The organism is Mucilaginibacter sp. P1_D10, assembly GCF_056406215.1.
This window is the reverse complement of sequence record NZ_JBFUAP010000020.1, coordinates 26,155-38,271: the sequence shown is the minus strand read 5'-3', so window position 1 is coordinate 38,271 and position 12,117 is coordinate 26,155. Positions and strand designations below refer to the sequence as shown.

General features: G+C 47.1%; 16 protein-coding genes and 1 riboswitch. Of the genes, 7 read left to right on the top strand and 9 right to left on the bottom strand.

Features of this window, described 5'->3' with window-relative positions; translation table 11 throughout:
• Positions 1-13: 13 nt before the first annotated feature.
• The 4 genes from AC1DYT_RS23585 to AC1DYT_RS23570 all read left to right on the top strand — a co-directional run bounded on the left by AC1DYT_RS23585 (position 14) and on the right by AC1DYT_RS23570 (position 2,259).
• Positions 14-1,057, top strand: coding sequence for an AI-2E family transporter (locus AC1DYT_RS23585; protein ID WP_477471953.1), 1,044 nt, complete (start codon positions 14-16; stop codon positions 1,055-1,057).
• Positions 1,058-1,173: 116 nt separating this feature from the next.
• Entirely contained in the window at positions 1,174-1,440 is a 267-nt protein-coding gene (locus AC1DYT_RS23580; protein ID WP_477462018.1) for a YtxH domain-containing protein, read from the top strand.
• 48 nt (positions 1,441-1,488) lie between these two features.
• Positions 1,489-1,827 carry a phage holin family protein gene (locus tag AC1DYT_RS23575; protein WP_477471952.1) on the top strand — a complete coding sequence of 113 codons (339 nt, stop codon included), beginning with the start codon at positions 1,489-1,491 and terminating at the stop codon, positions 1,825-1,827.
• A gap of 3 nt (positions 1,828-1,830) precedes the next feature.
• Complete coding sequence (locus tag AC1DYT_RS23570; RefSeq protein ID WP_477471951.1) at positions 1,831-2,259, top strand: hypothetical protein; 429 nt, start codon at positions 1,831-1,833, stop codon at positions 2,257-2,259.
• 87 nt (positions 2,260-2,346) lie between these two features.
• On the opposite strand, the gene AC1DYT_RS23565 is transcribed toward AC1DYT_RS23570, so the two are convergent.
• Together AC1DYT_RS23565 and AC1DYT_RS23560 are read right to left on the bottom strand one after the other, a co-directional pair.
• Positions 2,347-2,853, bottom strand: coding sequence for a hypothetical protein (locus AC1DYT_RS23565; RefSeq protein ID WP_477471950.1), 507 nt, complete (start codon positions 2,851-2,853; stop codon positions 2,347-2,349).
• A gap of 6 nt (positions 2,854-2,859) precedes the next feature.
• A complete protein-coding gene (locus tag AC1DYT_RS23560) occupies positions 2,860-3,072 on the bottom strand; it encodes a hypothetical protein (protein ID WP_477471949.1) in 213 nt (70 codons plus the stop codon).
• 566 nt (positions 3,073-3,638) lie between these two features.
• On the opposite strand from AC1DYT_RS23560, the gene AC1DYT_RS23555 reads away from it, so the two are divergent.
• On the top strand, positions 3,639-4,928 hold the full coding sequence (locus tag AC1DYT_RS23555) for an HAD-IB family phosphatase (protein WP_477471948.1): 1,290 nt from the start codon (positions 3,639-3,641) through the stop codon (positions 4,926-4,928).
• Between the two features lie 62 nt (positions 4,929-4,990).
• On the opposite strand, the gene AC1DYT_RS23550 is transcribed toward AC1DYT_RS23555, so the two are convergent.
• Both AC1DYT_RS23550 and AC1DYT_RS23545 read right to left on the bottom strand, forming a co-directional pair.
• Complete coding sequence (locus AC1DYT_RS23550) at positions 4,991-5,458, bottom strand: universal stress protein (protein WP_477471947.1); 468 nt, start codon at positions 5,456-5,458, stop codon at positions 4,991-4,993.
• A 56-nt stretch (positions 5,459-5,514) separates the two neighbouring features.
• The gene (locus AC1DYT_RS23545) at positions 5,515-6,789 is read right to left on the bottom strand and encodes a voltage-gated chloride channel family protein (RefSeq protein WP_477472006.1); all 1,275 of its coding nucleotides are present in this window, start codon (positions 6,787-6,789) and stop codon (positions 5,515-5,517) included.
• Positions 6,790-6,879: 90 nt separating this feature from the next.
• Positions 6,880-6,944: riboswitch (Fluoride riboswitch) on the bottom strand.
• A gap of 123 nt (positions 6,945-7,067) precedes the next feature.
• Between AC1DYT_RS23545 and AC1DYT_RS23540 the strand changes: the two genes are divergently transcribed.
• Positions 7,068-8,021, top strand: coding sequence for a tryptophan 2,3-dioxygenase family protein (locus AC1DYT_RS23540; protein WP_477471946.1), 954 nt, complete (start codon positions 7,068-7,070; stop codon positions 8,019-8,021).
• Here the strand turns inward: AC1DYT_RS23540 and AC1DYT_RS23535 are convergent.
• The 3 genes from AC1DYT_RS23535 to AC1DYT_RS23525 all read right to left on the bottom strand — a co-directional run bounded on the left by AC1DYT_RS23535 (position 8,016) and on the right by AC1DYT_RS23525 (position 9,435).
• Entirely contained in the window at positions 8,016-8,354 is a 339-nt protein-coding gene (locus tag AC1DYT_RS23535) for a hypothetical protein (RefSeq protein WP_477471945.1), read from the bottom strand. The two genes, AC1DYT_RS23540 and AC1DYT_RS23535, sit on opposite strands and share 6 nt — an antisense overlap.
• A 32-nt stretch (positions 8,355-8,386) precedes the next feature.
• On the bottom strand, positions 8,387-8,884 hold the full coding sequence (locus AC1DYT_RS23530) for a hypothetical protein (protein ID WP_477471944.1): 498 nt from the start codon (positions 8,882-8,884) through the stop codon (positions 8,387-8,389).
• Between the two features lie 92 nt (positions 8,885-8,976).
• Positions 8,977-9,435, bottom strand: coding sequence for a hypothetical protein (locus AC1DYT_RS23525; RefSeq protein WP_477471943.1), 459 nt, complete (start codon positions 9,433-9,435; stop codon positions 8,977-8,979).
• Positions 9,436-9,540: 105 nt separating this feature from the next.
• Between AC1DYT_RS23525 and AC1DYT_RS23520 the strand changes: the two genes are divergently transcribed.
• Positions 9,541-10,605: a branched-chain amino acid aminotransferase gene (locus tag AC1DYT_RS23520; RefSeq protein ID WP_477471942.1), complete on the top strand. Its 1,065-nt coding sequence runs from the start codon at positions 9,541-9,543 to the stop codon at positions 10,603-10,605.
• Positions 10,606-10,815: 210 nt separating this feature from the next.
• Here AC1DYT_RS23520 and AC1DYT_RS23515 read toward each other — a convergent pair whose 3' ends face one another.
• Both AC1DYT_RS23515 and AC1DYT_RS23510 read right to left on the bottom strand, forming a co-directional pair.
• Positions 10,816-11,562 (bottom strand): class I SAM-dependent methyltransferase, encoded by a 747-nt coding sequence (locus AC1DYT_RS23515; protein WP_477471941.1) that lies wholly within the window; start codon positions 11,560-11,562, stop codon positions 10,816-10,818.
• Complete coding sequence (locus tag AC1DYT_RS23510) at positions 11,562-12,095, bottom strand: serine acetyltransferase (RefSeq protein ID WP_477471940.1); 534 nt, start codon at positions 12,093-12,095, stop codon at positions 11,562-11,564. The genes AC1DYT_RS23515 and AC1DYT_RS23510 overlap by 1 nt, the downstream gene beginning before the upstream one ends.
• Positions 12,096-12,117: the final 22 nt, after the last annotated feature.

Genomic DNA, 12,117 nt, shown 5'->3' with positions numbered 1-12,117 from the left:
GCTTTTCACAAGCATGTCCATCTTTAACTATAAGCAGCGTAACAACATCGTATTGGTAAGCATTATAGTGCTTGGCTGCTTTTTGCTGTACGCGCTAAGCGAACTGTTCAGCTCTATATTGGGTGCCATAGTGCTGTTTACCATCTTCCGCCCGTTTTATTTATGGATGGTGGATAAGAAAAACCTTAACGGCACCTTCGCGGCGCTCATCATCATTTTTATTTCGCTTATCGTTATCGTGATACCGTTCCTTTCGCTCAGTATCATGGTGATAGGCAAAATAGGCAGTATCAACAAAGAGGCCCTGCCCATAGATAAATGGACGGCCAAGATAGATGCCTTTACAGGCGCCAACTTAAACCAGCCCCATTTTGCCGAAGATACCCTGCAAAAGCTGGGTGCTTACGGGGCCGATTTGTTTCCATCACTGCTTGGAAGCGCGGCAAGCATCATCATTACCCTATTGGTAATGTACTTTTTAATGTATTTTATGTTTACGCAGATGGGGGCTTTTGAGAGCGGCTTACTTAAGTACGCGCCCTTCCGCGAGCAACACGCGCTTAAATTTGCCCAGGCCCTGCGCGATTCTACCTACTCAAACGTATTGGGGCAAGGCATCATCGCCATAACGCAGGGCGTGCTTTTGGCCATGGGTTTTTATGCCTTCCAAATACCAGATGCCATCTTTTGGGGGGTGATAGGCCTGTTCCTGTCGTTTTTGCCGGTGGTGGGCGCGCCTACCATGTGCATACCGGCAAGCATCATATTTTTTGCCAACGGGCAAAACCTAAAAGGGGTATTGCTACTGGCCTATGGTTTGCTGTTTATAGGCAATGTAGATAATGTGCTGCGGGTTATCATCAACAAACGGGTGGGCAATACGCACCCTATTATCTCGGTTATAGGCGTGTTTATCGGCCTGCCGCTTTTTGGTATATTGGGGCTTGTTTTCGGGCCGGTTTTGCTATCATATTTCTTATTATTGCTTGAAATTTACGAGACTAACCGGCTGGCTGCCGACAGGCTGGAACGCATACGCACCGGGCCCGACACGTAACAATATGGCGGTTTTGAACGTTAATGATTATATTGTAAAAAATACGCCTAAGGCAACCGCCTCAAATAAATTTAGTAATTAATAAAACAAATATTCAACTTATAAATTAATACAGTATGAACGATAACACAAAAGTAGTTGTCGCGTTGCTTGCAGGATTGGCGGCAGGTGCGGCACTTGGAATTTTATTTGCACCCGAAAGAGGAACCGAAACACGCGACAAGCTTTCAGATTCATTGAAGAACCTTGGCGACACCATCAAAGAAACGGCTTCTAACGAACTCGACAGGATCTTAAGTTTAAAAGACACCGTTGTGGAGAACATTAAAAGCAAAGTAAAATCGGCCGAGGAAGAATACCAGGACGATTTGGAGCACGCATAAATTTTACCGTTTGCGGGTTAATGTAGGCCCCCAATTTTTTTCCGATATATGGAACAACAAAAAGAGACAGCCCGCCCAATAATTGACCAGGCAACAGAGTACGTTGAAACACGCGTAAAACTCTTAAAATTAGAAGTAATAGAACGCAGCACAGCTGTAGCAGCCAACGTTGTTGTGGAGCTGGTTGTGGTAATATTCTTCCTGCTTACATTTTTGTTCGCCAGCTTTACCTTAGCCTTGTTTCTTGGCGATGTGTTCCATTCTTATTGGAAGGGCTTTGGCTCGGTTGCAGTACTTTACATGCTGCTGGCTATAATTTTATTCGTTGCCAAAAAACCTATAGAGCGGCCTATTGTTAACATACTGGTAAGGAAGCTATTTAAATAAGATATGGATATCCTGATACAAAACGCAAACGACCTGAAGGTTGAGATAGCGAGGTTAAAAAACCTGGAGCAGGAGCAGTCCGTAGCTTTAAAGTTGCGTTTCGCCAGCCCCGCGGCAATTTTTTCCACGGCGATGTCGCTGTTCCCTAAATCGCCAACGATTGATGGGGTAAAGAACGAAAGTTTCTTCAGCCAGGATTTCGTAGGCCTGCTATCGCGCATAGTATTGCCTTTAACGCTCAACAAAACATTGTTCAGGCATTCTAACTTCCTGGTAAAAACCATGGTGGGTATCCTGTCGCAAAAGGCATCGCACTACATCAGTGAAGATTCCGTACAAGGTGTTTGGGGCAAAGCCAAAGCGCTGTTTGCCAAATTCACCCAAAAAAAGGCTGAAGAAAAAGCTCCGGTACCCGCTTACGCTAAACCATAAGAAGATTGGCCCCGTTGCGAAACAGGTGCTTAAAGGGATAAGCTTGCAAAGGCTTATCCCTTTTATGATAAAGGCCGGTCAGCAGTGCTATTCCTTTAAGGTAAAATCGCTGAGGGCGATGCTGGTTAAAATATCAGGCCACATCTCAATCGATCTTTTACCCGGCATAACCGGTATCACCGACGTCTCTACCCAACGCCTTTGTTTCATCAAATTCATCATGGCCATGTAATCCAATTGCTTCGCAAAAGGATTAGAGATGGTTAGCCGCATCTGGTTGTGTACCTTGCCTTCGTAATCCTGCTCAAAAATAATCGTCAGCGTTTTTTCTTTGTTGATAATTGCAGGCATCGCTTTAAAGTTCGCCAGCTTATTGCCAACAACATCCGCCTCAATATATAAGGTTTCTCCCGGGAAAATCTGCACTACCCCTTCCTTTGGGAAGTAGGTGGATTCGGGGATGTCGGCCTGATAAAAATTGGCACTGTCTACAAAAAGTTTTAAGGTAAAGGCGGGCCGATGATAACCATCGTTTTGCGCGCCGCTTACTTTACATAGCAAAACCAGCAATAATGCAAGGGTGTATTTTATCATGTGTTATCAATTGATTGATGCCTGTGCATCTTTCTCGCGTTTCCACCGTGCGCCGAAGCTGATGGTTGCTATAAAAGCCCCGCAGGCCAAACCACCCGAAAAGCCCTGCACGAAATCGGCAATTTTACTGCCATTGAAGTAAAGCGTAAAATTTGTGGTGATGAATGCTATAGTTGCTATGATGGTAACCGATAGCGCTATGTAGAATTTCTTCTTCATTGGTCAATACTTTAGATGCTATTGCTTACCGGGCATGCCGGTGTTGTAAATGTTATAAAAATAACTTAAAAGTTTAATGTTCGTTAACAAAAACGGACCAATTAAAAAAAAGCGCCTCACGGCTACCTCATCCCGATGATGCGGCTTACCCAGCCTTAATGACTTTTACAGAAAACCGCAATTGATTATACCATCAACACGGTATTGCCAGCTTTATTGCCCAAGCTATCTTTGGTAAGAAACCGATGCTGCCTGCGGGTAATCATAAATAGCTTAGTACCTGTTGATGATAAAGCGGCGAGTTCGGGCGGCGGTGGATCTGGGGCACTGAAAAGTGGATCTGCTCCGCCCGGCTCTGTCGGCTTCGAAATTGTGCAAGCCTTAAAATATTACAAATTCAACCCAAACCTATAGCAGCCGGTCAAATGCCGGCTGTTTATTCTTCTTACTGCTGCCGTTGTGAGCTTAGGGGCCACACATGTTGTTAACTCTCCTGTTGTTTAAAATTCCAGGGATACTGTTCTGCCAAAAATGTGCACATTTGCAGCAGCAATTTGTACCCTTACATGGATCAGTATTTTATCATAGATTTCGATAGCACCTTTACACAGGTTGAAGCCTTAGACGAACTTGCCCGTATCTCCCTCAAAAACCATCCCGATAGGGAAGCCATCTACAAGCAGATAGAAGACCTTACCAATGCTTCTATGGAGGGCCGCCTCTCGTTTACCGAGAGCCTGCAAGCCCGGGTAAAGTTGCTTTGCGCCAACCGCGACCATCTTAAGATGCTGATTACCCACCTCAAGAAGAAGGTATCGGTATCCTTTTCGCGCAACACGGCCTTCTTCAAAAACCACCAGGAAGAAGTGCTCATCGTATCGGGCGGCTTCAAGGAGTTCATCATCCCGGTGGTTACCGAATACCACATCAAAAAAGAGAATATCTATGCCAACACCTTCGTGTTCGATGAGGAGGGCAATATCATAGGCTACGACCGCAGCAACCCGCTTTCGCAGGAGGGCGGCAAGGTGAAGCTGCTGAAAGAGCTTAACCTGCCGGGCGAAATATTCGGCATAGGCGATGGGTACTCCGATTTCCAGCTGAAGGAATCGGGCATGATCAAAAAATTCTTTGCCTTTACAGAGAATATCGAACGAAAATCCGTAGCCGAGAAGGCGGACCATATTACCCCTAGCTTTGATGAGTTCCTGTACATCAATAAGCTGCCGAGGGCGATATCGTACCCCAAAAACCGCATCAAATGCCTGGTTGTTGGCAATATTGATGACGAGGCCCTCGGCCAGATGAAACGCGAAGGTTACAACCTGCGCCACAAAGATACCATAGAAGTGAAATACCTGGAAGAAGCCGGCGTATTGTTTTGTGACGAAGCCAACCAGCCCACACCCGAGCAGATACAGAATGCCGGCCGCCTGAAAGTAATAGGCTGTTTCGGTAGGATAGGCCGCAAGCTGTCAGAAGCGGCCTGCGATGCCGGTATCATCATCTTCGACGACCCTAAGGATAACCCCCGCAATTCGGATTTTATCCCCAAAAGGGTTATCGCGTTCATGAACGAAGGCCGCACGCACATGAGCTGCAACTTCCCTGATCTGCAGCCGCCGCGCAACAACAACGCCCACCGCCTGATACACATCCACAAGAACGTACCCGGAATACTGGCCAAAATAAACGAAGTGTTTGCCCGCCACAACATCAACATCGTAGGCGAGTTTTTGGTAACCAACAGCCAAATAGGCTACGTAATTACCGATGTAAACACCGGCTACGAAGCAGGCGTACTAAACGAATTGAAGGCTATAGAAAACACGATAAAGTTTAGATTGCTGTATTAGATAGTTCATAGCCTATGGTTCATGGCAGAAAAGCTCTCTTGCTATCAACCATGAACCATAGGCTATGAACTAAACGGCACCACCAGCACCGGTACTTCCGCGTGGCGCACTACGCTTTCGGCTACGCTGCCCATCAACAGGCGGTCTATCCCGCTTCGGCTGTGCGTGCCTATAACGATAAGGTCGGCCTTGAACTCTTTGCTGCAATGCAGTATGCCATCGGCAGTAGAGCCATATTCGCTGAAGTGGGTAACCTGTAAATCACCAGCGAATTTTTGAATGGTGCGGTTTACCAGGCTTTCGCCGATATTTTCCTGTAGGTTCAGCATTTCTACCTCGTTAATGCCTGCGTCGGCAAAGGGCATGCCGGTAATACTATCGTTGGTGGTGATAGGCGATACCATAGGCTCTACGATGTGCACCAGCCCAACATGCGCATCAAATTTTTTGGCGAGGCTAAAGCCATAGGCGGCGGCGTTTTCGGCAAATTTGCTGTCGTCTATCCCGATGAGTATCCTGCTGATCTGCATGGTATGATGTATTGGTCGACTAATATAACAATAATGGCGCGATATGTTTTTGCGCTTTAAAATTTATACCTGTTGAGCATGCGGCGCAGGTAACACGGCTTTGCGCTTAGTTGCGCGTGCTGCTTGTTGCTGGCGGTGCGCTGAGCCGGGTAAATGCCGCCTTCGCCGCTAAAAAGATAGGCTGTAAAGCAGGCTATGGCAAACAGTAGAGCGTAATGGCCGCCAAAAAGTTCTATACCCATTAGTGTACAGGCGACTGGCGTATTGGTTGCCCCGGCAAACACCGCTATAAAACCAAGCGCGGCAAAAAGCCCAACCGGAGCGTTCATCAGGTCGGCTAGCGTGTTGCCCAGGGTGGCTCCTATATAAAATAAGGGCGTAACCTCGCCCCCTTTAAAGCCGGTGCCTAAGGTGATGGCTGTGTAAATAAGTTTCCACAACCAGCTGAATGCAAACGCGCCACCATGTTGGAATGCCGAAACGATGGTTACCGCACCCGGATGCTCGGCCGCAACCCCCAGGCTTAAATAATCGGGCCGGCCAAGCAGGTAGGTAAGGCCGATGATGATTAACCCACCCAAAACAGGGATAAGCCAGGTGGTTTTTACCCATTTAAGTGAAATATTTTTTACCAGATGCGTAGCGTGCGCAAACGCCATACTTGCCACACCGAACACGATGGCTGCGGCTGCTACTTTGGCAAGCAACAACAAGCTTAGTGGCAAATGCAGGCCATAAATAACCTGGCCGGTATCTACGATATCTACATGGTAAGCGGTGTGTTTTATACCCCAGGCCGCAACGGTCAGATCGCCCACAAGGCCCGCTACCAGGCAGGGGAAAAGGAGCTTGTAATCAATACGGCTAACGGCTATCACCTCCAGCGCAAAGACGGTGCCCGTTAAAGGCGTGCCGAAAACCGCGCCGAAACCGGCAGCTACCCCTGCGGTGAGTATTGTTTTTTTATCGGCTTCATCCAACTTAAACCAGCCAGCAAACAGGTTGGCTAAACTGCCGCCTATCTGCACCGCCGTGCCCTCGCGCCCTGCCGAGCCGCCAAACAAGTGGGTAATAACCGTAGTGGCCAAAATAAGTGGCGCCATGCGCTTTGGTACCCCCGCACCGGGCTGGTGTATCTCATCGATAATGAGGTTATTGCCCCGCTCTGCCGATTGCCCGTACCATTTGTACATAAAATGTATGGCGACGCCCGCCAGCGGCAGCAGGAATAACAGCCAGGCGTGCCCAAACCTGAATTGGATGGCCCAATTGAGCAGCCATAAAAACAGGGCCACCATGCTACCAATAGAAATAGCTACAGGTGTTACCATTGCCACCCAACGGGCGATATATTTTAAGAGATTTAAAAGATTGGAAGAGATTTTTTTGAACATAGCCTACATGCAAATAAATATACAAATATTTGAGTAGGTGCCATCAGCTTTGCAGCGGTTCAATTAGGCGGAGCACCATCGCCTTACATTGCAAATATATTATTTATTTTGGATGTGGGATTTGAGATTTGTTTTTAGGGCGGAAGAGTGAACAGGTGCGCCTTTCTTTAATCTCATGTCTCACATCTCATATCTAAAATCTAACTTTGTCCCTAATGAGTATCTCCCCGGAAATAGAAAAAAAATTAGCGCTGCTGCAAGAGAAGTACGAAGCCATGGGGCAGGATATGAGCAGCTACCTGGATGGCTTGCTGCACGCCGATTTCCTTACCTATTGGGACTATATCCATCTGGATACGCTGCTGAGCCTGCAGAGCCCCAAAACGCCCTTCCCCGATGAGGAAATCTTCATCATGTACCATCAGATAACCGAGCTGTATTTTAAGCTAAGCCTGCACGAGTGCAAGCAAATTGCCGCGGCGCAGCCCCTTACTACGGAGTTTTTTACCGCGAGGGTCCAACGCATCAACCGGTACTTCGAGGCATTGACCAATTCCTTCGAGATAATGGTTGACGGGATGGAGAAGGAGCAGTTTTTGCAGTTCAGGATGTCTTTACTGCCGGCAAGTGGTTTCCAGAGCGGGCAGTACCGCATGATAGAGATTTACGCTACCGATTTCATCAACCTGGTAGCCAAGGACCAGCGCGAGCAATTGCGCGGCGCATCCATCGAAGAACAATTCGAGCAGATTTACTGGAAATTCGGCGCTACGGAATTATCTACCGGCAAAAAAACCCTTACGCTTAAGCAGTTCGAGAAGAAATATGCCAAAACATTCATTGAGTTGGGCAAAAGTGTTACGACGACAAATTTCTATAATTTATACAAACAGCTAACCGCACAGGGCGATAACACCAAGGTATTAGCCGAACAGCTGAAGCAGCTGGATATCAACGTAAACGTAAACTGGCCGCTATCGCATTATAAATCTGCCGTGCGCTACCTGCACCGCGAACCCGAGGAGATACGCGCCACCGGCGGCACCAATTGGCAAAAGTACCTGCCTCCGCGTTTCCAAAAAAGGGTGTTCTACCCTTCGCTATGGTCGGCAGAGGAATTGGAGAACTGGGGTAAAGGTTGGGTAGAGAAAGTGGTGAGCGGGTTATAGGCCGGCGGCATTTCTGGCAGCCCTATCGTTTACCAGTTGAGTTATCTCAGCGAATTTCTCAAATCCTCTAGAGATAAATAATGGCTTAGGCTTGTGGTTAAATTTGCTATAAACCTCAAGGCCTTTATTGGTTTCCTTAACTGAACCAATTTCTTTCAGGTCGAGATGCGCTAATTGGCTTGTAAGCGGATTATACGACAGCGAAATTTTATATTCCGTTATCATTAACCTTAAGTCAAGTGCTTGTTTTACAGCTTTTTTGTACCAGTACAACGGCGCAATAATGCATACTACTCCAAACGCAGCCATTACGATGGCATTATATAGTGGCAAATCTTTAAAAACTAAGCAGTAAATGCTTATGCCTAAACCGGGCATGTAATACCCAGCCCTAAATAAGCGTTCTTTCTTTTTAAATTCGGTAATTTTTTCGGCTGTGAGGGAATAGGCCAGCATCTTAGTCTCCATTTTAGTCRRCAACCGCCTTCGCCGATTACCTTGCTGGTCCATACTATTTTATCGCCAACTTTCAGCGTGATGCTGCCGTGCATGGTGTAATGTTCGTCGTCATCATTAACTGGCTTTGAGGTATCTATGATTAAAGTGTACTTCCCGGCAACAAGCTGGCCATGTTTCGGTTTAAACTCAACCGGCTTTCCGTTGATATGCAATAGCGCACTTTCAAAATCAGTTATGCAGACAAAGGCAACTTCTTTTTTATCTTTCGCGGTCAAATAGAAAGCATCGCCGCAGCCAAGCATCTCATTAGGTACCTGCTTAAAGGTAGATATTTTAATGTTTTTTGCTTGCTGCGGAATACCTGGCAGCCCAATCATCAGCAAGAGCGCAAATACTAGTTTCATATCGTTGTGCCGGGTAATTAATTGGCAACGGAAGTGTTTTTGCCATATCAAACCAGCAGCCGGGGGGCGCAGTTGTATATAGCTATCCTATTTTAGTTCGCCGTAAGCATGCTATACTCTTTCATTCGGTCAGCTATCAGCTTCTCCAGCTCGGCAAAACCCTCGAATTTATTCATCACGAAGAGCGATTTTTTAGACGGGAACTTGTTGATGAGGTAAATGCCCCGCTTGGCTGGTTTTACCTGGCTGATGTTCTCGAACGCGATGGCAACATCGGGTTGGTTAAGGCCGTGCAGCGTAATCTTGTCATCGTCTACCATCAGTTTAGTGCTGTCCACGCCCGAAAAGTATTTCCTGCGGCCGTAAAAAAAGCCGGTTACCAGTAAAATAATGATGATAGCGAATATAGATACGTCTGTTATCTGGCCGCTTCGGTAAAGCAGGTTATATGCAAAAATGCAAACAATGGCAGCGTATGCGCCTAATATGGTAATAGTCCACACTTTTTTTAATTTGGTGCGGCCCTCAGTAGTCAACTCGTATTTGGACATTGAATTTAAGTTTAAGCGTACTAAGATAACTTTATAGTAATATAAAAAGTAAATAATGCAACGAAAAATTTTTAACTTGCCATTTTTCGATTAATACGTACCGTCATGACCGACACATTAGACTTCAAACTTACAAAAACAGCGCACTCGCGGTTACAGGAAACCGATTTTGACAATCTTCCCTTTGGGCGCACTTTCTCCGACCACATGTTTGTGGCCGATTACGCAGATGGCGAATGGAAAAATTTTGAGATTTTGCCTTACGGCCCAATTGCCATGAGCCCGGCTATTTCGTCGCTGCACTATGGCCAATCGTTTTTTGAAGGGATTAAAGCTTACAAGCATGCCGATGGTACGGTCAGCATCTTCCGCCCCGATAAAAACGCTATCCGTTTCAACAAATCGGCGGAGCGCCTTTGCATGCCTATGCTGCCCGAAGATATATTTATACAAAGCATCGCCGCCGTGGTAGATCTGGACCGCGAGTGGATACCTACCAAAGCCAACCATGCGCTTTACATCAGGCCGTTCATGTTCGCTACCGACCCATACCTGGGCGTAACGCCATCGGCTACTTATAAATATGTAGTGATAGTTGGCCCCGTTGGTCCGTACTTTTCAAAGGCGCTGCGTGTAAAGATAGAAACGCATTACACCCGCGCTGCCGAAGGTGGTATGGGTTATGCCAAAGCAGCCGGTAACTACGGCGCATCTATGCTGCCCGGCCGCAAAGCTGCCGAAGAAGGTTTCGACCAGTTGATATGGACCGACGCTAAAGAGCATGCCTACATAGAAGAAATGGGTGCCGCTAACGCGATGTTCCTGTTAGACGGCACGCTGATAACCGCCGAAGCGAAAGACACCATTCTGGATGGCGTAACCCGCGATACCGTTATCTCCCTCGCTAAAGAGTGGGGCATCCCTGTGGAGGAGCGAAAGGTTTCTGTTGCAGAAATAATAGAAGGCGCCAAAAGCGGCAAACTTACCGATGCGTTCGGCGCAGGCACTGCAGCTACCATCGCCCCGGTAGGCTCTTTCAGCTACAACGGCGAAGAATACTTTTTAAGCGACCCAAAAACCAGGGAATTCTCTAACCGCGTTTTCGATACGCTCGATGCCATCAAATATGGCCGCGTTGCCGATACACGTGGTTGGAATTACATCGTATAAATTATAGTTTAAGATAACAGGAGCCCTGCAAGAGATTGCGGGGCTTTTTTAGGCGTAAATACCTGAACACCACGTCTTCTCACCACATCGTCATTGCGAGGAACGAAGCAATCTCCCGATTAGCAGAGCGACTTGCAAAGTGGCCTGTCCTGCATAGAGATTGCTTCGTTCCTCGCAATGACGTGGTGGAGATTTATGTATAGCGCACTCCTACAATTCCGCCTTTACCACAATATATGGCGATAAGGCTTTGCTCTCCATCGGTATAAGCTTGGTAAAAACCTTCCCTGCCACCCAAATCGTTTTCATCAGCAGTTTGGCAACCGCTTTCTGTTCAGATTTATTCTCCAGCCATACCGTGAATTTGCCATGGTAATAAGCCTCCACGTTTTTTAGCCCTAAAGCCTCGCAACTGCTTTTCAGCAGGGCCAAATCCATACTGGCGATGTTGTGCTTATCGTAGTTTTCTTTATCGAAGTTGCGCTGCAGCCAGCCGTTCACGCTTTTGAAATTGGGCAGGGTGATGAACAGCGTGCCGCCGGGCTTCAGGAACTTAAGGTGCTCGCCTATGATGAATTTAGTATCGTTAAAATGCTCTATCAGTCCGAAGGACAGCACCATATCGTACTTCTCAGCAGGCTGGTAAGTAAACAGGTCGGCTTCTATAATGCCGATGTCGCCTGCCTTCAGGTCGTTTACTTCGAGTAATTGGTTCACCAGGCCCGGGTGTATAAAATAATCGAGCAGGGTAGTTTTTAACCCTTTGTATTTTTTGAGGTAAATAGCGTAATAGCCCGGGAAACCCCCAAGTTCGATACCTGTTTTAGCGCCCTTTTCGGCAATGAGTTTGCCCAATATATCGCCGAAAACATAGTTGGGCTTCAGTTTAAAGATAAGCCCGATCCTCGATTCCCAAAACGATTTCCAGAAGGCCCTGTCGGTTAAGTTATTGTCCATTAAATATCGTTTGTTGGGGTTATGGCCTCCGTTTTCTTTTCCAGTACCCGCGCTGGGTTGCCCACCGCTATGCTGTTTGCGGGGATGCTTTTTACCACCACGGCACCGGCGCCGATTACCACGTTATCGCCAATTGTAATATCGCCAATGATGCACACGTTGGGGCCTATATCTACATTATTGCCTATCTGCGGGCAGCGGCTGTGCGTACCATCCGCCAGTTTTTTGTGGCCTATGGTAACACCGTTGCGCAGCACGCAACCTTCGCCAATGATGGTGCCGTAGTTGACTACAAGCCCCTGCCCATGGTAAAACACCAGGTTTTTGCCGACTTTAAGCTTGCGCGGAAGTTCGATGCCGAGGCTCCATTCCACAAAAAAGCGGTAGAACATAAGATAGGGGAAAAAGATGATCTTCAGTAGCATGTAGCGGTTGATAGCATTTACCAGGCGGAACATCGCGAGCACCAGCCGCGCTTTGATATTGCCCCGGTTGGCCCGCCAATCCTGGAATAAATACGCGAAAAAATTCATGCCCTGCTGCTTAATTTTGCTG

Excerpts from the sequence above, each read along its gene's own strand:
- AC1DYT_RS23520 (WP_477471942.1), top strand. The coding sequence starts at position 9,541 with ATGACCGACACATTAGACTTCAAACTTACAAAAACAGCGCACTCGCGG.
- AC1DYT_RS23525 (WP_477471943.1), bottom strand. The coding sequence starts at position 9,435 with ATGTCCAAATACGAGTTGACTACTGAGGGCCGCACCAAATTAAAAAAA.
- AC1DYT_RS23570 (WP_477471951.1), top strand. The coding sequence starts at position 1,831 with ATGGATATCCTGATACAAAACGCAAACGACCTGAAGGTTGAGATAGCG.
- AC1DYT_RS23515 (WP_477471941.1), bottom strand. The coding sequence starts at position 11,562 with ATGGACAATAACTTAACCGACAGGGCCTTCTGGAAATCGTTTTGGGAA.
- AC1DYT_RS23585 (WP_477471953.1), top strand. The coding sequence starts at position 14 with ATGTCCATCTTTAACTATAAGCAGCGTAACAACATCGTATTGGTAAGC.
- AC1DYT_RS23560 (WP_477471949.1), bottom strand. The coding sequence starts at position 3,072 with ATGAAGAAGAAATTCTACATAGCGCTATCGGTTACCATCATAGCAACT.
- AC1DYT_RS23510 (WP_477471940.1), bottom strand. The coding sequence starts at position 12,095 with ATGAATTTTTTCGCGTATTTATTCCAGGATTGGCGGGCCAACCGGGGC.
- AC1DYT_RS23555 (WP_477471948.1), top strand. The coding sequence starts at position 3,639 with ATGGATCAGTATTTTATCATAGATTTCGATAGCACCTTTACACAGGTT.
- AC1DYT_RS23580 (WP_477462018.1), top strand. The coding sequence starts at position 1,174 with ATGAACGATAACACAAAAGTAGTTGTCGCGTTGCTTGCAGGATTGGCG.
- AC1DYT_RS23565 (WP_477471950.1), bottom strand. The coding sequence starts at position 2,853 with ATGATAAAATACACCCTTGCATTATTGCTGGTTTTGCTATGTAAAGTA.
- AC1DYT_RS23540 (WP_477471946.1), top strand. The coding sequence starts at position 7,068 with ATGAGTATCTCCCCGGAAATAGAAAAAAAATTAGCGCTGCTGCAAGAG.
- AC1DYT_RS23545 (WP_477472006.1), bottom strand. The coding sequence starts at position 6,789 with ATGGTAACACCTGTAGCTATTTCTATTGGTAGCATGGTGGCCCTGTTT.
- AC1DYT_RS23575 (WP_477471952.1), top strand. The coding sequence starts at position 1,489 with ATGGAACAACAAAAAGAGACAGCCCGCCCAATAATTGACCAGGCAACA.
- AC1DYT_RS23550 (WP_477471947.1), bottom strand. The coding sequence starts at position 5,458 with ATGCAGATCAGCAGGATACTCATCGGGATAGACGACAGCAAATTTGCC.